The organism is Serratia sp. BIGb0234, from assembly GCF_024809915.1.
Lineage (GTDB): Bacteria > Pseudomonadota > Gammaproteobacteria > Enterobacterales > Enterobacteriaceae > Serratia > Serratia liquefaciens.
Window position 1 is genome coordinate 24676 of the sequence record NZ_JANUEI010000008.1, and the last position, 14807, is coordinate 39482.

Genomic DNA, 14807 nt, shown 5'->3' on the forward strand with positions numbered 1-14807 from the left:
CCCTTTCACGTTTATTAACTTTAGCAATAAAAAAGGGCCTTTGGTTGAAATGCACGCCGGCAGACCCCATTGTATTTAGGTCGGCCGTTAACCGGCCCCCTTTTCGCGCCGTCGCCAACGTGCGGTTGCGCAGATCTACCAGAGGAGAACCAGGTGCGCTGGTTACCGTTACTGCTGATATTTCTGTTGGCTTACATAGAGATATCCCTATTTATTAAAGTCGCCGCCGTATTGGGCGTGGCGATTACCCTGTTGCTGGTGGTGTTCACCTCCTGCGTCGGCATTTCGCTGGTGCGCAACCAGGGCATGAAGACCTTCATGCAGATGCAACAAAAGCTGGCAGCAGGTGAAAGCCCTGCGTCGGAAATGGTGAAAAGTGTTTCACTGGTATTAGCGGGCTTCTTGCTGCTGGTGCCGGGATTCTTTACCGATTTCCTCGGCCTGTTGTTGTTACTGCCCCCGGTGCAAAAATCGCTGACGTTGAAGTTGATGCCGCATCTTTCCGTTTACCGCCCCGGCGGTTGGAGCCAGGGCGGTAATGCTGCCAACGGCAACACCTTCGACGGCGAGTTCCAGCGTAAAAACGACGATCGCTATACGCTGGATCATCAGCCCGACGATCATGACAAACGCAACGATCGTTGAAAAAACGCGGCCCAGGCCGCGTTTTTCGCATCAGTAGCTCAGTATTGCCATCAAAAGCGAAAATTTTTTTGGCCGCCCCCTTGAAGGGGGATGGAATGCCCCCATTTCAAATCCCACAAGCCGGTATTCACAATCCGGTGACAACCCTAAATCTGATAGAGACCTTCTTACAGGAGAGCGTTCAATGAGTATTCGTCCATTGCATGACCGCGTTATCGTCAAGCGCAAAGAAGTTGAATCAAAATCTGCTGGCGGCATCGTCCTGACTGGCTCTGCAGCGGGTAAATCTACTCGTGGCGAAGTTGTCGCAGTGGGTAAAGGGCGTGTTCTGGAAAGCGGCAACATCCAGCCGCTGGATGTGAAAGTTGGCGATATCGTGATTTTCAACGACGGTTACGGCGTGAAAGCAGAGAAGATCGACAATGAAGAAGTGTTGATCATGTCCGAAAGCGACATTCTGGCAATTGTTGAAGCGTAAGTGCGCTTTATCTTCTGAACTGAACGAGTTGAAGGGAAATACCAATGGCAGCTAAAGACGTAAAATTCGGCAATGACGCTCGCGTGAAAATGCTCCGCGGTGTGAATGTTCTCGCTGATGCAGTAAAAGTGACCCTGGGCCCGAAAGGCCGTAACGTAGTGCTGGATAAGTCCTTCGGCGCTCCTACCATCACTAAAGATGGCGTATCTGTTGCTCGTGAAATCGAACTGGAAGACAAGTTTGAAAACATGGGCGCGCAAATGGTGAAAGAAGTTGCCTCTAAAGCGAACGACGCTGCGGGCGACGGTACCACCACTGCAACCGTACTGGCTCAATCCATCATCACCGAAGGCCTGAAAGCTGTGGCTGCCGGCATGAACCCAATGGATCTGAAGCGCGGTATCGACAAAGCGGTTATCGCCGCTGTTGAAGAGCTTAAAAAATTATCCGTACCTTGCTCTGACTCCAAAGCTATCGCTCAGGTAGGCACCATCTCTGCAAACTCCGACGAAACCGTGGGTAAACTGATTGCAGAAGCGATGGAGAAAGTGGGCAAAGAAGGCGTTATTACCGTTGAAGAAGGCACTGGCCTGCAAGACGAGCTGGACGTTGTTGAAGGTATGCAGTTCGACCGCGGTTACCTGTCTCCATACTTCATCAACAAGCCAGAAACCGGTTCTATCGAACTGGAAAGCCCGTTCATCCTGCTGGCTGACAAGAAAATCTCCAACATCCGTGAAATGCTGCCAGTACTGGAAGCCGTAGCGAAAGCCGGCAAACCACTGCTGATCATTGCTGAAGATGTTGAAGGCGAAGCGCTGGCTACTCTGGTGGTCAACACCATGCGCGGCATCGTGAAAGTGGCTGCGGTTAAAGCACCTGGTTTCGGCGACCGTCGTAAAGCCATGCTGCAGGACATCGCTACCCTGACTGCCGGTACCGTTATCTCTGAAGAGATTGGTCTGGAGCTGGAAAAAGCGACCCTGGAAGACCTGGGCCAGGCTAAGCGCGTTGTGATCAACAAAGACACCACCATCATCATCGATGGCGTGGGCGACGAAGCGACTATCCAAGGCCGCGTTACCCAGATCCGTCAGCAGATCGAAGAAGCGACCTCTGACTACGATCGTGAAAAACTGCAGGAGCGTGTCGCTAAACTGGCTGGCGGCGTTGCCGTTATCAAAGTGGGCGCAGCAACTGAAGTTGAAATGAAAGAGAAGAAAGCCCGCGTTGAAGATGCCCTGCACGCGACCCGTGCTGCGGTTGAAGAAGGCGTGGTTGCCGGCGGTGGTGTTGCACTGATCCGCGTAGCAAGCAAAATCGCTAACCTGAAAGGCGACAACGAAGACCAGAACGTCGGTATCAAGGTTGCTCTGCGCGCGATGGAATCTCCACTGCGTCAGATCGTAATCAACGCCGGTGAAGAAGCTTCCGTGATTGCCAACAACGTGAAAGCAGGCGAAGGCAGCTACGGCTACAACGCTTACACTGAAGAATACGGCGACATGATCGCGATGGGTATCCTGGATCCAACCAAAGTAACCCGTTCTGCTCTGCAGTACGCGGCTTCTGTGGCTGGCCTGATGATCACCACCGAGTGCATGGTGACCGATCTGCCAAAAAGCGACGCACCTGATTTAGGTGGCGCTGGCGGTATGGGTGGCATGGGCGGCATGGGCGGCATGATGTAATCATCCCCCACGTTCGCGTGTGCAAAAGCCCCGGCCAATTGGTCGGGGCTTTTTTTTGCGTGCTTTGTCTCACTGCTTTTGATGATATTTATGCAGACCGGGCTGATTTAGCTGGTAAACTGATCTTTCATCAGCTGTCGCTCAAGACGTTGGCCAGCACCAGTGGCAACGGATGCTTAAGAGATAGCAACGCTTTCTGATAAGCTTTTGCGAAACTCTCAATATAGATGGGGAACAAGATGCGGATTAAAGCCTTACTGGGTCTTTCGGCAGCCTTGCTGCTGGCAGGTTGCAGCAGCACCAATGAACTTTCCGCCGCAGGTCAGCAGGTTAAATTTACCGATACCAAACCGGCGGCAGAATGCCAGCTGGTGGGCGAAGTGACTGGCACCCAGAGCAACTGGTTGTCCGGTAACGGTGGTGAAGGCAGCTCCATGCGCGGCGCGGCAAACGATCTGCGCAACAAGGCAGCGGCAATGGGCGGCAACGTGATTTATGGTGCTACCAGCCCAAGCCAGAACCTGCTTTCAAGCTTTGCCCCGCTGGACAGCAAAATGGCCGGCCAGGTTTATAAGTGCCCGTAACGCAAGATTAATGCGTACGTCATAGCATAAAAAAGAGGCATGCCCAGGCATGCCTCTTTTGTTTTTGTCATTCCGTCGGTCAGTCAATCTTGCATCAGGCGCAGGTCGAGCGGCGTTTTGCTTGGCTTGCCGCCGACTTCACGGGTCAGACGCGGCACCATATATCCGGAAACCTTGCTCAGCAGCGCCTGCATAATGGCGCGCGCTTCGTCGTCACTGACCATAAAGTGCGCCGCGCCCTGTACCTTATCCAGCACGTGGATGTAATAGGGCAGGATACCTGCGTCAAACAGCGCATTGCTCAGCGCCGCCAACGTGTCGGCGTTGTCGTTGATGCCGCGCAGCAACACACTTTGGTTCAGCAAGGTGACGCCGGCCAGACGCAGTTGCGCCATGGCTCCCTGCAGTTCACGGTCAATCTCATTGGCATGATTGATGTGCGTGACCATCAGTACCTGCAGGCGTGAGGCCGACAGCCTGCGGCACAGTTCTGGCGTGATACGTGCCGGGATCACCACTGGCAAACGGGTGTGGATGCGCAGGCGTTTTACGTGCTCAATGGCTTCCAGTTCCCCGATCAGCCAGTCCAGCTCGTGATCTTTGGCCATCAGCGGATCGCCACCGGAGAAAATAATCTCATCCAGTTCCGGGTGTTGGCGGATATAATCCAACGCCTGACGCCAGTTGGCTTTATTGCCCTGGTTGTCCTGATACGGAAAATGGCGACGGAAGCAGTAGCGGCAGTTAACCGCACAGCCGCCTTTAACCAACAGCAAAGCACGATTACGGTATTTGTGCAGCAGGCCTGGCACCACGCTACGCTGTTCGTCCAGCGGATCGGTCGTGAAGCCGGGTGCATTGATGAATTCTTCGCTGGCGGTCAGAACCTGACGCAATAGCGGATCATTGGCGTCGCCGGGACGCATGCGTGCGGCGAAGGCGCGGGGTACGCGCAATGCAAACAGCCGACGGGCTTCACGGCCCTGCGGCAGGTCCGGATGCATATTCAGTGACAAAAGCTGCAGTAATTCATCGGGATCGGTAATAACATCGGCGAGTTGATGCAACCAATCTTCTCTATATGCCGTACTTTGGGTTATAATGTGTGCCATTTTTTTGGCTAAGCTACCAGTTTAAATATTCAGAGGGCCATCATGGCGACTTATTCTAGCAACGATTTCCGTCCGGGTCTTAAAATCATGTTCGAGGGCGAACCTTACGCTATCGAATCCAGTGAGTTCGTTAAACCGGGCAAAGGCCAGGCATTTGCGCGCGTTAAAATGCGTCGTCTGCTGACCGGCACTCGCGTTGAGAAAACCTTCAAATCTACCGACTCTTGCGAAGGCGCGGACGTGGTAGATACCAACATGAACTACCTGTACAACGACGGTGAGTTCTACCACTTCATGCACCCTGAGACTTTCGAGCAACACGGTGTTGAAGAAAAAACCGTTTCTGATGCGGCAAAATGGCTGCAAGACAACGCAGAATGTATCGTTACCCTGTGGGACGGTCGTCCAATCGCGGTTCAGCCCCCGAACTTTATCGAAGCAGAAATCACTGACACCGATCCAGGTCTGAAAGGTGATACTGCCGGTACCGGCGGCAAGCCTGCCACCCTGAGCACTGGCGCCGTGGTTAAGGTTCCATTGTTCGTACAGATTGGTGAAGTTGTTCGCGTTGACACCCGCTCTGGCGAATACGTTTCACGCGTAAAATAAGTTTCAAAAGAAAGGAGCCCTGCGCGGCTCCTTTGTTTTACCTTCCGTATCTCGTTGGCAGAATCTACATAATGAAAAAAACTCTGTTAGCCGTTGTCTCCCTACTGTTACTGATGTCCCTTAGCGGCTGTAATACTTTCCGTGGTTTCGGTGAGGACGTTCAGCACCTCGGCGGCGCTATTTCGCGTACTGCCAGCTAATAACCATTAAAGCCTCTAATGTAATCGTGCGAAATAAAACCATTTTAAACAGCAACTCTCGCTAATATTTACTACGCTTAGAAAGCCGTACTTTTTCATCACTGACAAATAAGGACTTTCCTATGCTGAAGAAAAGTATTATCGCGATTTTCTCTTTGATGATCTTGACCTCATTGACCGCATGCAACACCACTCAGGGCGTGGGCGAGGACATCCAGGCTGGCGGCAAGGCTATCCAGCGTAGCGCGGAATAACTCCCTTTACTGACTTGCGGTATTCCGCGAAAAGCTGCCCAAAGGCATCGTTGTGGGATACCGCTTCCCCTGTTGACCTATCTCCTGCCGAAAGCTTTGTACTGTTATCCTCCCCGGCAGTGGGTATAATCCCCTGGCATATCACAACGCTAAATGGGACGACCCGTTTACGCATCTGCATTCGGGGACGACCCCACCGTTATGGAGCCTGTTTCATGGCTTGGATTATTCTGCTTATTGCCGGTTTGTTGGAAGTCGTATGGGCTGTTGGCCTGAAATACACCCATGGTTTTACTCGTTTGACCCCCAGCATTATTACTGTTGCCGCCATGGTGGTCAGCATGCTGCTGTTGGCACATGCGATGAAAACGCTGCCCGCCGGCACGGCTTATGCCGTTTGGACAGGCATTGGTGCGGTAGGCGCGGCAATTATGGGGATGGTGTTACTTGGTGAATCAACCAATATCGCGCGCATCCTCAGCCTGTGCCTGATTGTTGTCGGCATACTTGGGTTGAAGTTCAGCAGTCACTGATGCTGCGTTTGTTTCACCCAGATTAGCTTATCCGTATCAAAGCCGTTGTTTTTCGCGGTTTGCACTAATCTGTCGCGCGTGGCGGCGTCCAGCGTCGGCGTGCGCGACAGTATCCACAAATACCCTCGGTTTGGGCCGCAAACCAGCGCGTAGCGATAATCTGCATCCAACTCAATCACGTTATACCCACCGTAGAAAGGCCCAAAAAAGGACACCTTGAGTGCGGCTACCTGTGGTGAGCCGGTAAAATAGGCCTTGCCCGTGCTTTCCTGCCATTGTTGTTTTTGCGTATTAAAACCCCGGTTCACCACTTTGAGGCCGCCGTCTTCGCGTGGGCTGTAGTTGGCGGTGACCTGTTCGAGGCCGCGTTCAAAACGGTGATCAAAACGCGCGATTTCATACCAGGTGCCGAGATAGCGCTGGCTGTCGAAATCATTCACTACTTTGATGTTCTTCGGCGGGGAAACGCTGCAAGCGGCGGAAAGGAAGGCGGGAATGATCGCGCATAGCTTTGACCGAAAACGCATTGGTTACTCCTGTTTACCGGGTTGGAATAAACAGTGTAGCCGAAAGGCAAAGCAGACGGCCAACGGGAGTTGGCCGCCAGAAGTGTTTTACAGCGTCACCACGCCGATAACGGTGACGACGCTGAGGATGGCCGCCAGGCCATAGAAGACCCATTTACCGGCCGGCACGTGGATTTTCAAATCGTGCATCGCATGGTGAATACGGTGCAGACCGCACCACAGCGGCAGAATAATCATCAGCAGCAGGAACAGCCGGCCAATCAGGCTCTGGCAGAAAGCCAACACGCGGTCATAGCCCAGCGCATCGCCTGGGAACCACCCCAGCGGCAGCAGAATGCCGACCAGCAGCACGATAGCGGGCGCGATGATCGCGCCCCACATGCCGCCGGCGCCGAATAATCCCCAGAAAACCGGTTCGTCTGAGCGTTTAGGTGCTTGATTTATCATGTTTCCTCCGGATTACAGCAGGGCCACGGCCAGGATGACCACGCTGGCGACCAGCGTTACCGCCCACAGCGCTTTGACGATAGGCCCTGGCCCCATTTTTTCGCTGTTGACCACGATATTGGCGGCTTTCGGTGCCAAATCGAACCAGGTTTTGGTGTGCAGCAACGCCGCCAGCAGGGCGACTACGTTAATCAGCAGCACCAGCGGGTTTTGCAGAAAACCGACGAACCCTGCCCAGCTCTCCGCACCGCCTTTCAGCGCAAAAACGCCGTAGATCAGCACGATGCTGAACCACACGGCCGGCACCGAGGTCCCTTCACGCAGCATATAGAAACGATAGAAGCCGAGCTTTTGCCACCAGGTTGGCGTCATGGTGCGCACATAGGGCTTACGTTGTGTTGTCATTGCGGTTTCTCTCCCTTATTGCGGCTTCAGCATGGCGATCATGAAGTCTTTGGCACTTTCCACCTTGCCCTGCTGGATAGCAGCGGCCGGGTCGACGTGCTTCGGACACACTTCAGAGCAGTAGCCGACAAAGGTACAGCTCCACACGCCGTTTTGGCCGTTGAGTTGCGCCATGCGCTGTTTCTGGCCGTGGTCGCGATTATCCAGGTTGTAGCGGTGCGCCAGGGTGATTGCCGCTGGGCCGATGAACTCTGGGTTCAAACCGAACTGCGGGCAAGCGGCGTAACACAGCCCGCAGTTGATACAGCCGGAGAACTGGTGGTACTTGGCCATCTGCGCCGGTGTTTGCACGTTAGGGCCGTCTTCTGGTTTGCGGTTATTGCCGATGATGTAAGGCTTAATCGCCTCCAGGCTTTCGATAAAGTGGGTCATATCGACTACCAGATCGCGTTCAATCGGGAAGTTACCCAGTGCCTCTACCTTCATGCCGTCGGTGTATTCGCGCAGGAAGGTCTTGCAGGCCAGCTTCGGTACCCGGTTGACCATCATGCCGCACGAGCCGCAGATGGCCATGCGGCATGACCAGCGGTAGGAAAGGTCGGGCGCCAGGTTATCCTTGATGTAACCCAGCGCGTCGAGCAGCGAGGTTTGTTCATCGTAAGGCACCGCGAAGGTCTCAAAATGTGGCTCTGCGTCGCATTCCGGGTTATAGCGCATGACCTCGATTTTCAGGGTGTTCATCTCAGCCATTTGCCTGCTCCTTATCCTTTTTGTCCTGCGCTTCGGCTTCAGCGCCGTACACACGTTTGGCCGGTGGCAGTTTGGTGATCTTCACGTCGCTGTATTCCAGGCGCGGTGCGCCGTTCGGGTTATGGAACGCCAGCGTATGCTTCAGGAAATTCACGTCGTCACGTTCGGTGCAGCCTTCATCCAGACGCTGGTGGGCGCCGCGGGATTCTTTGCGGTTGAAGGCGGAGTGCGCCATGCACTCGGCGACGTCCAGGCCGTAGCCCAGCTCGATGGTGTACAACAGGTCGGTATTGAACACGCTGGAGTTATCGGTGATTTTGACGCGCTTGAAGCGTTCTTTCAGCTCAGCCAGTTTATCGATGGTTTTTTGCATCAGTTCTGGCGTACGGTAGATACCGCAGCCTTCTTCCATCGACAGCCCCATTTCATCGCGGATCTTCGACCAGTTTTCGCTGCCTTCCTGCTTCATCAAATTGCTGAGTCGGGTTTCGACGTCGCGCCCTTGCGCATCAAGGGCACTGCCATTGGCCGGGCCAGATTCCAGCGAGCGACGAGCTGCATGCTCACCGGCCACCCGGCCAAACACCACCAGTTCCGCCAGCGAGTTGGAGCCCAGGCGGTTGGCACCGTGCAGACCGACGGAAGAGCATTCGCCGACGGCAAACAGCCCCTTGATGCGGGTTTCGCAGTTTTGATCGGTTTCAATGCCGCCCATGGTGTAATGCGCCGTTGGGCGTACCGGGATGGGGTCTTTTACCGGGTCGACGCCGACGTAGGCCTTGGCCAGTTCACAGATGAACGGCAGGCGTTCGAGCAGCTTCTTTTCCCCCAGATGGCGCAGGTCGAGATAGACCACGTCGCCGCGCGGGGTGGCGATGGTGCGACCGGCACGCCATTCGTGCCAGAAGGCCTGCGAAACTTTATCGCGCGGGCCCAGCTCCATGTATTTGTTCTTCGGCTCGCCCAGCGGGGTTTCCGGGCCCATGCCGTAGTCCTGCAAATAACGGTAGCCGTCTTTGTTCACCAGAATACCGCCTTCGCCGCGGCAGCCTTCGGTCATCAGGATGCCGGAACCCGGCAGGCCGGTAGGGTGATATTGGACGAACTCCATATCGCGCAGTGGGATGCCGTGATGGAACGCCATGCCCATGCCATCACCGGTGACGATGCCACCATTGGTGTTGTAGCGGTACACGCGTCCGGCACCGCCGGTGGCCATGATCACCGCATTGGCGCGGATCTGCACGCGGGTGCCTTCCATCATGTTCATTGCGACCAAACCGCGGACCTGACCGTCATCCACCAGAATATCCAGCACAAAGTGCTCGTCGAAACGTTGGATTTGCGGGTATTTGAGCGAGGTCTGGAACAGGGTATGCAGCATGTGGAAGCCGGTCTTGTCGGCGGCGAACCAGGTTCGTTCAATCTTCATGCCGCCGAAGCGACGCACGTTGACCGAACCGTCCGGTTTACGGCTCCACGGGCAGCCCCACTGTTCCAACTGGGTCATTTCCCGCGGGCAGTTGTGGACGAAATGGTCGACCACGTCTTGCTCACACAACCAGTCGCCACCGGCAACGGTGTCATTGAAGTGGTAGTCAAAAGAGTCGTGATCCTGAGTGACGGCGGCGGATCCCCCTTCGGCGGCTACCGTATGGCTGCGCATCGGGTAGACTTTTGAGATGAGCGCGATTTTCAGTTGGGGGTTGGCTTCCGCTGCGGCTATTGCTGCACGTAAACCAGCACCCCCGGCCCCAATAATGGCAAGATCGGCGTTAAAGGTTTGCACTGCATTCCTCCAATATTCTTGTTAAGAACGGCAAATTAAATATCTATGCTTAATATTTATAAATATTCTTCGGGTGCTAACTAACTGAGTTCATTGTCGTTGCATAAAGCTTAAGGATAGATATCTCCCACCAATAATGTGGAATTAACTATACCTAAAGTTAAGTAGAAGAAATTTGATGTGATCGATTGTTTTGCCTTTTAACCGGCGGGCGGAAGGATAATTGCCTGTGGGTTGGATTTAACGTTTATTCAACTTTTATTAACCTTTTTGCCAACTATTTATCAGGTAATGTCGAGGTTAAAGCGGCCGAGCTGTTAAGAATTTGTTTGCATGCCAGGATACGAGTAGACTGCATCCCCTGTTTGATTTCGGAGTAATTACCATGAGCGAAACGGCAAGCTGGCAGCCAAGTGCACCCATCGCCAATTTGTTGAAACGCGCAGCGATCCTGACTGAGATCCGGCGTTTCTTCGCCGATCGTGGCGTGCTGGAAGTTGAGACGCCAACCATGAGCCAGGCGACGGTCACCGATATTCACCTGTTCCCGTTCCAGACGCGTTTTGTCGGGCCCGGTGCGGCGGATGGCATGACGCTGTACATGATGACCAGCCCGGAATACCACATGAAACGTCTGCTGGCGGCGGGCAGCGGGCCGATCTATCAGATGGGGCGCAGTTTCCGCAATGAAGAGGCCGGTCGTCATCACAACCCTGAATTCACCATGCTGGAGTGGTACCGTCCGCACTACGACATGTACCGGCTGATGAACGAGGTGGATGATCTGCTGCAGCAGGTACTGGACTGCGAGAGTGCGGAGACCCTGTCTTATCAGCAGGCTTTCCTGCGCCATCTGGATATCGATCCGCTGTCGGCGGAGAAGGTACAACTGCGTGAAGCGGCGGCCAAACTCGATCTGAGCAACATTGCCGATACCGAAGAGGATCGCGATACGCTGCTGCAATTGTTGTTTACCGTTGGCGTGGAGCCGTACATCGGCCGTGATAAACCGGCGTTCGTTTATCACTTCCCGGCCAGTCAGGCGTCGCTGGCGGAGATCAGCACTGAAGATCACCGCGTGGCGGAGCGTTTCGAAGTCTATTTCAAAGGTATTGAACTGGCGAATGGCTTCCGTGAACTGACCGACAGCCGCGAGCAGCGTCAGCGTTTTGATCAGGACAACCGCAAGCGAGCGGAACGCGGTTTGCCGCAGCACCCGATTGATAACAACCTGCTGGATGCGCTGCAGCACGGTATGCCGGAGTGTTCCGGTGTGGCGCTAGGCGTTGATCGGCTGGTGATGCTGGCGTTGGGCGCTGAAAGCCTGAGTGAAGTGTTGGCCTTCCCGGTCGGGCGCGCATAACCGCTAATTCAGCGCCATTGCGATAAAAAAAGGGTTCGGCCATAGCCGAACCCTTTTTGCATGCGGCGGTTACAAACTGCCCGATTCGCGTTTGGTGTTGGGCGCCGGTGTGGAGGCCGGCGTGCGACCGTTGCTGGTCAGGCGGGACAGCGTCTCGCTGCGAACCTGGAATGGTGGGTACGGCAGCGTAATGCCGTGCTCGCGATAGCCGGACAAGATCAACTGATGGATCTCATGGCGCAACGGCATGCGGTGGCCCATCTCGGCGGCGTAAATACGCAGTTCAAAGATCTGGATACCCTGTTGCAGATCGACCAGATAAACCTCCGGTGCCGGATTATCAAGCACCAGCGAACAGCGTTCGGCGGCATTGGTCAGGATCTTGGTCACTTCTTCGCTGTTGGCTTCTGCCGGTGCCGGTACGGTCAGTACCACACGAGTCAGGTTGTCCGACAGCGACCAGTTAATGAACTGCTCGGTGATAAACGCTTTGTTCGGCACGATGATCTCTTTGCGATCCCAGTCCGAAATGGTGGTGGCGCGGGTGTTGATCTTGGTGACGGTACCGGTCAGGTTGCGGATCGTCACGGTATCACCAATGCGGATCGGTTTTTCAAACAGGATGATCAGGCCGGAGATAAAGTTGGAGAAGATCTCCTGCATACCAAAGCCCAACCCCACGCTGAGCGCGGTCACTACCCACTGCAATTTCGACCATTCGATACCGATCCAGGAAAAGCTGAGGATGGCGCCGAACAACAACAACAGATACTTGGTAATGGTGGTGATGGCGTAGCCGGTGCCCGGTGACAGATCCAGGTGCTGCAGTACCGCCAGCTCCAGCAGGGCCGGCAGGTTACGCACCAACTGCATGGTAACGATCAGCACCAGGATGGCGATCAATACCGCACCCAAGGTGATTGGATGCGCGGTTTCCACGCCGTTGACCGTCGAGGTCACGTCCCACAGGGAGATGTTTTCCAGGAAGGCGAAGGCCGAGTGAATTTCTGACCACAGCACGATCACCGACACCAGCGCGATCATCGTCAGGATCGAACGAACCAACCGGAGCGACTGGGCGCTGATGGTATCCAGATCGATTTCTGAATCATCCATGTCCATCGATCCTTCGGTGCTATTGGGCGTATGCGGTGTTTCTTCTTCACCGCGCGCACGCTGAGCCAGAATATCGGCCCGGCGTTGCTTGGCGCGGTCAAAGGCGATACGTCGCCGTTGGATCAGCATCCAGCGGCGAATAATGTGGTAAATCACCAGCAGGAAGAACCAGATGGCCACCGACGTTTCCAACCGTGCCAACAGTGCCTGAGAGGTGGTCAGATAGCCGACGGCGGAGGCCAGCGCCGCCAGCAGCGGCGCGGACAGCAATAGCCCCCACAGCGCGGTGTTGACCATGTTGTCGCCGGAGCCTTTTTTATCCAGATACAGCGGAATGCCGGCACGTTTCAGGCTATTGGTGACGATGGCCAAAGCCAGACACAGCAGGATAAAGCACAGCCGCCCCAGGGTATTGGCAAACTCGCGTTCTTTCAGGCTGTCGAAGGTGATCAACGCCATGATCAGCGGCACTATCAGCCAGATCGACATTTTGTAATAGCGCATGGCGCGTGAAACCTGCTTCACCGGCCAGCGGAAATGCACGATAAACAACCCCTGTGGGTGGGCGAAGGCGGCGCAAATCATACATACCCACAGGATCGGCAGCGTGGCGGTGACACCCTTGCCGATCGCTTCGGCTACCGGGTAGTTCCAGGCGCTTTGCAGGCCAAAACCGAGCGCTGCCCAGAGCACCGGCAGCGGCAGTGCCACCAAAATCGACCAGAATACGGTGCGCAGGGTCAGGAAGAATTCGTCCTGGGTCACTTTGCCAACCCGGCTGCTGGCGCGTGTCAGGAAGGCGTGGTAGTGCTTGCGAGAGCTGATGCTGAAAATAACCAGCAGCAGGGCGCCGAAGATGGGGATCAGCGTTTCGCGGCTGGTCACCATCATCATAAAGGCCCCACCGAGCTGTGACAGCGTATCCAGCGACAGCAGACGTGTCAGATCGTGCGCGACGTTAATCGGATAGGACAGGGTGATAGGATTGACGTCAGGCACCCAGAACAGATAGCGGTGGGTGGCGTCCTTGATTTCGTTTAACGCCTCGATCAACTGGGTGTTGGCCACTTTCAGCTTGGTCAGCTCGAGGATCTGAGTATCGCACCCGGACAGCAGTGAATTCAGCAGTTCCCTCTGAGTGCGTAACTGGGCGTCGACAATGCGTCTTTCCGCGCTGGTCAGTTCACTGCCGTCGTCACGTTTGAATTCGCGCTGTGACAGTTTTTCCAGTTGGCTTTCAAACTGCAGGCGCTGTACGCGCAGTTGGGCCATATCGCCATCGAGCTGCTGCGGCTTGGGCATTTCCGGCAGCGTGGCGACCTGAGCACGCAGGGTTTCTCCCAGCGCCGATGAGGAGCCGAGCCACTGGGCCTGTTCGATAATGGTGCTTAATGCCTGGCGCACCTGCAGCGTTTGCGCGGCGGCCTGACGTTGTTGGGATGAAATCAGATCCATGCGCTGGGCCTGATTGTTCAGCGCCGCAGACAGTTCACGGTTGATTTGCAACTGCTGACTGATACTTTTCGGCAGATCGCCATTTTGCTCGGCCAACTGCTCGGTTTTTTCCAGTGCCAGTTCGGCTTCGCGCTGTCGCTGGGCATTGAGGTTATTGCGCAGCGCCTGCAGTTGAACGTCAATCTTCTCGTGGCGCTTTTTGTAGACTTCGGCGCGCATCCGCGCCAGTTCCTGGCGGTTGTTGGCCGACAGCTGTGCCAGTTCGAGCTCATCGACTTTGGCTTTGCGTGCAGCGGCTTCCGCCTGCAATAACGCCAGCGCAGCCTGAGCATGCGGAGTGGTCGGGTTGGCGGGTTGGGCCTGCAGGCGACGTTGAACCTCGGTCAATGCACGGCGAGCGTCGGTCTGTTGCTGTGGCAATTGGCCGAGGGAATCGCTGATTTCCCGCGTGCGCTCCTGCTCTTGCTGCAGCAAACGCGCCTGTTCCAGCAGCAGGCTGCTGGTTTGCAGGATTTGCTGTTCCAAATCGCTGGCGGGCAGGTTATCGCCGTTCGGCAGGATTTTGCTGTCTTCCAGCGCTAACTGACGACGCAGTTCCTGCGTCATCTTCGGGAAATCGTCGATCACGCGCTGATACTGCTCAACGCGCGTTAGCGACTCTTTACGCTCCGACAGCCAGTTGAGGGCGCTTTGCAACGCCTCAGTGGTTTCCGCCTGATTAGGCGCGCTCTTGTTGCTCTCGGCCTGCTTCAGCTCCTGTTTGAGCTGTGTTTCGGTGGGCACCGTGGCGGCCAGCACCGGTTGAGCCAGTAAGCAACCGAGCAATAACGTGATAATCAGGCGCACAGC

At 55.3% G+C, this 14807-nt stretch carries 16 protein-coding genes; 9 read left to right on the forward strand and 7 right to left on the reverse strand.

Annotated features, from left to right (window positions below):
- Nucleotides 1-153 precede the first annotated feature (153 nt).
- From M2407_RS22130 to M2407_RS22145, 4 genes are all read left to right on the forward strand, one after another.
- Nucleotides 154-645, forward strand: coding sequence for an FxsA family protein (locus M2407_RS22130; protein ID WP_020824883.1), 492 nt, complete (start codon nucleotides 154-156; stop codon nucleotides 643-645).
- A 184-nt stretch (nucleotides 646-829) separates the two neighbouring features.
- Entirely contained in the window at nucleotides 830-1123 is a 294-nt protein-coding gene (locus tag M2407_RS22135) for a co-chaperone GroES (protein ID WP_004952634.1), read from the forward strand.
- A 44-nt stretch (nucleotides 1124-1167) separates the two neighbouring features.
- Complete coding sequence (groL, locus tag M2407_RS22140) at nucleotides 1168-2814, forward strand: chaperonin GroEL (protein WP_020824884.1); 1647 nt, start codon at nucleotides 1168-1170, stop codon at nucleotides 2812-2814.
- A gap of 239 nt (nucleotides 2815-3053) precedes the next feature.
- Nucleotides 3054-3398: a DUF4156 domain-containing protein gene (locus tag M2407_RS22145; RefSeq protein WP_020824885.1), complete on the forward strand. Its 345-nt coding sequence runs from the start codon at nucleotides 3054-3056 to the stop codon at nucleotides 3396-3398.
- Nucleotides 3399-3481: 83 nt separating this feature from the next.
- Here M2407_RS22145 and epmB read toward each other — a convergent pair whose 3' ends face one another.
- Nucleotides 3482-4510, reverse strand: coding sequence for an EF-P beta-lysylation protein EpmB (gene epmB, locus M2407_RS22150; RefSeq protein WP_142816086.1), 1029 nt, complete (start codon nucleotides 4508-4510; stop codon nucleotides 3482-3484).
- Nucleotides 4511-4552: 42 nt separating this feature from the next.
- On the opposite strand from epmB, the gene efp reads away from it, so the two are divergent.
- The 4 genes from efp (at nucleotide 4553) to sugE (ending at nucleotide 6106) form a co-directional block, all read left to right on the forward strand.
- The gene (efp, locus tag M2407_RS22155) at nucleotides 4553-5119 is read left to right on the forward strand and encodes an elongation factor P (RefSeq protein WP_020824887.1); all 567 of its coding nucleotides are present in this window, start codon (nucleotides 4553-4555) and stop codon (nucleotides 5117-5119) included.
- 71 nt (nucleotides 5120-5190) lie between these two features.
- Nucleotides 5191-5319, forward strand: a complete 129-nt coding sequence (locus M2407_RS22160) for an entericidin A/B family lipoprotein (RefSeq protein WP_232103375.1) — start codon at nucleotides 5191-5193, stop codon at nucleotides 5317-5319.
- 122 nt (nucleotides 5320-5441) lie between these two features.
- Nucleotides 5442-5573, forward strand: coding sequence for an entericidin A/B family lipoprotein (locus M2407_RS22165; protein WP_020824888.1), 132 nt, complete (start codon nucleotides 5442-5444; stop codon nucleotides 5571-5573).
- A 215-nt stretch (nucleotides 5574-5788) separates the two neighbouring features.
- Nucleotides 5789-6106 carry a quaternary ammonium compound efflux SMR transporter SugE gene (gene sugE, locus M2407_RS22170; RefSeq protein WP_020824889.1) on the forward strand — a complete coding sequence of 106 codons (318 nt, stop codon included), beginning with the start codon at nucleotides 5789-5791 and terminating at the stop codon, nucleotides 6104-6106.
- Here sugE and blc read toward each other — a convergent pair.
- The 5 genes from blc to frdA form a co-directional block, all read right to left on the reverse strand.
- Nucleotides 6100-6633 (reverse strand): outer membrane lipoprotein Blc, encoded by a 534-nt coding sequence (gene blc, locus M2407_RS22175; RefSeq protein WP_020824890.1) that lies wholly within the window; start codon nucleotides 6631-6633, stop codon nucleotides 6100-6102. The two genes, sugE and blc, sit on opposite strands and share 7 nt — an antisense overlap.
- Before the next feature lie 87 nt (nucleotides 6634-6720).
- Nucleotides 6721-7080: a fumarate reductase subunit FrdD gene (gene frdD, locus M2407_RS22180; RefSeq protein ID WP_020824891.1), complete on the reverse strand. Its 360-nt coding sequence runs from the start codon at nucleotides 7078-7080 to the stop codon at nucleotides 6721-6723.
- A 12-nt stretch (nucleotides 7081-7092) separates the two neighbouring features.
- Nucleotides 7093-7485, reverse strand: a complete 393-nt coding sequence (gene frdC / locus M2407_RS22185; protein WP_020824892.1) for a fumarate reductase subunit FrdC — start codon at nucleotides 7483-7485, stop codon at nucleotides 7093-7095.
- Nucleotides 7486-7500: 15 nt separating this feature from the next.
- Entirely contained in the window at nucleotides 7501-8235 is a 735-nt protein-coding gene (locus M2407_RS22190) for a succinate dehydrogenase/fumarate reductase iron-sulfur subunit (RefSeq protein ID WP_020824893.1), read from the reverse strand.
- The gene (gene frdA, locus M2407_RS22195) at nucleotides 8228-10024 is read right to left on the reverse strand and encodes a fumarate reductase (quinol) flavoprotein subunit (RefSeq protein WP_020824894.1); all 1797 of its coding nucleotides are present in this window, start codon (nucleotides 10022-10024) and stop codon (nucleotides 8228-8230) included. Before frdA ends, M2407_RS22190 begins: the two co-directional genes overlap by 8 nt.
- A gap of 385 nt (nucleotides 10025-10409) precedes the next feature.
- Between frdA and epmA the strand changes: the two genes are divergently transcribed.
- Complete coding sequence (epmA, locus tag M2407_RS22200; protein WP_020824895.1) at nucleotides 10410-11387, forward strand: elongation factor P--(R)-beta-lysine ligase; 978 nt, start codon at nucleotides 10410-10412, stop codon at nucleotides 11385-11387.
- A gap of 69 nt (nucleotides 11388-11456) precedes the next feature.
- Here epmA and mscM read toward each other — a convergent pair whose 3' ends face one another.
- Nucleotides 11457-14804, reverse strand: coding sequence for a miniconductance mechanosensitive channel MscM (mscM, locus tag M2407_RS22205; RefSeq protein WP_048762797.1), 3348 nt, complete (start codon nucleotides 14802-14804; stop codon nucleotides 11457-11459).
- Nucleotides 14805-14807 lie beyond the last annotated feature (3 nt).

What these genes read in the sequence shown, in the direction of transcription:
- M2407_RS22135 (WP_004952634.1), top strand. Translation starts at nt 830, where the DNA reads ATGAGTATTCGTCCATTGCATGACCGCGTTATCGTCAAGCGCAAAGAA.
- M2407_RS22160 (WP_232103375.1), top strand. Translation starts at nt 5,191, where the DNA reads ATGAAAAAAACTCTGTTAGCCGTTGTCTCCCTACTGTTACTGATGTCC.
- frdC (WP_020824892.1), bottom strand. Translation starts at nt 7,485, where the DNA reads ATGACAACACAACGTAAGCCCTATGTGCGCACCATGACGCCAACCTGG.
- M2407_RS22165 (WP_020824888.1), top strand. Translation starts at nt 5,442, where the DNA reads ATGCTGAAGAAAAGTATTATCGCGATTTTCTCTTTGATGATCTTGACC.
- epmB (WP_142816086.1), bottom strand. Translation starts at nt 4,510, where the DNA reads ATGGCACACATTATAACCCAAAGTACGGCATATAGAGAAGATTGGTTG.
- groL (WP_020824884.1), top strand. Translation starts at nt 1,168, where the DNA reads ATGGCAGCTAAAGACGTAAAATTCGGCAATGACGCTCGCGTGAAAATG.
- sugE (WP_020824889.1), top strand. Translation starts at nt 5,789, where the DNA reads ATGGCTTGGATTATTCTGCTTATTGCCGGTTTGTTGGAAGTCGTATGG.
- blc (WP_020824890.1), bottom strand. Translation starts at nt 6,633, where the DNA reads ATGCGTTTTCGGTCAAAGCTATGCGCGATCATTCCCGCCTTCCTTTCC.
- M2407_RS22145 (WP_020824885.1), top strand. Translation starts at nt 3,054, where the DNA reads ATGCGGATTAAAGCCTTACTGGGTCTTTCGGCAGCCTTGCTGCTGGCA.
- M2407_RS22190 (WP_020824893.1), bottom strand. Translation starts at nt 8,235, where the DNA reads ATGGCTGAGATGAACACCCTGAAAATCGAGGTCATGCGCTATAACCCG.
- frdD (WP_020824891.1), bottom strand. Translation starts at nt 7,080, where the DNA reads ATGATAAATCAAGCACCTAAACGCTCAGACGAACCGGTTTTCTGGGGA.
- efp (WP_020824887.1), top strand. Translation starts at nt 4,553, where the DNA reads ATGGCGACTTATTCTAGCAACGATTTCCGTCCGGGTCTTAAAATCATG.
- epmA (WP_020824895.1), top strand. Translation starts at nt 10,410, where the DNA reads ATGAGCGAAACGGCAAGCTGGCAGCCAAGTGCACCCATCGCCAATTTG.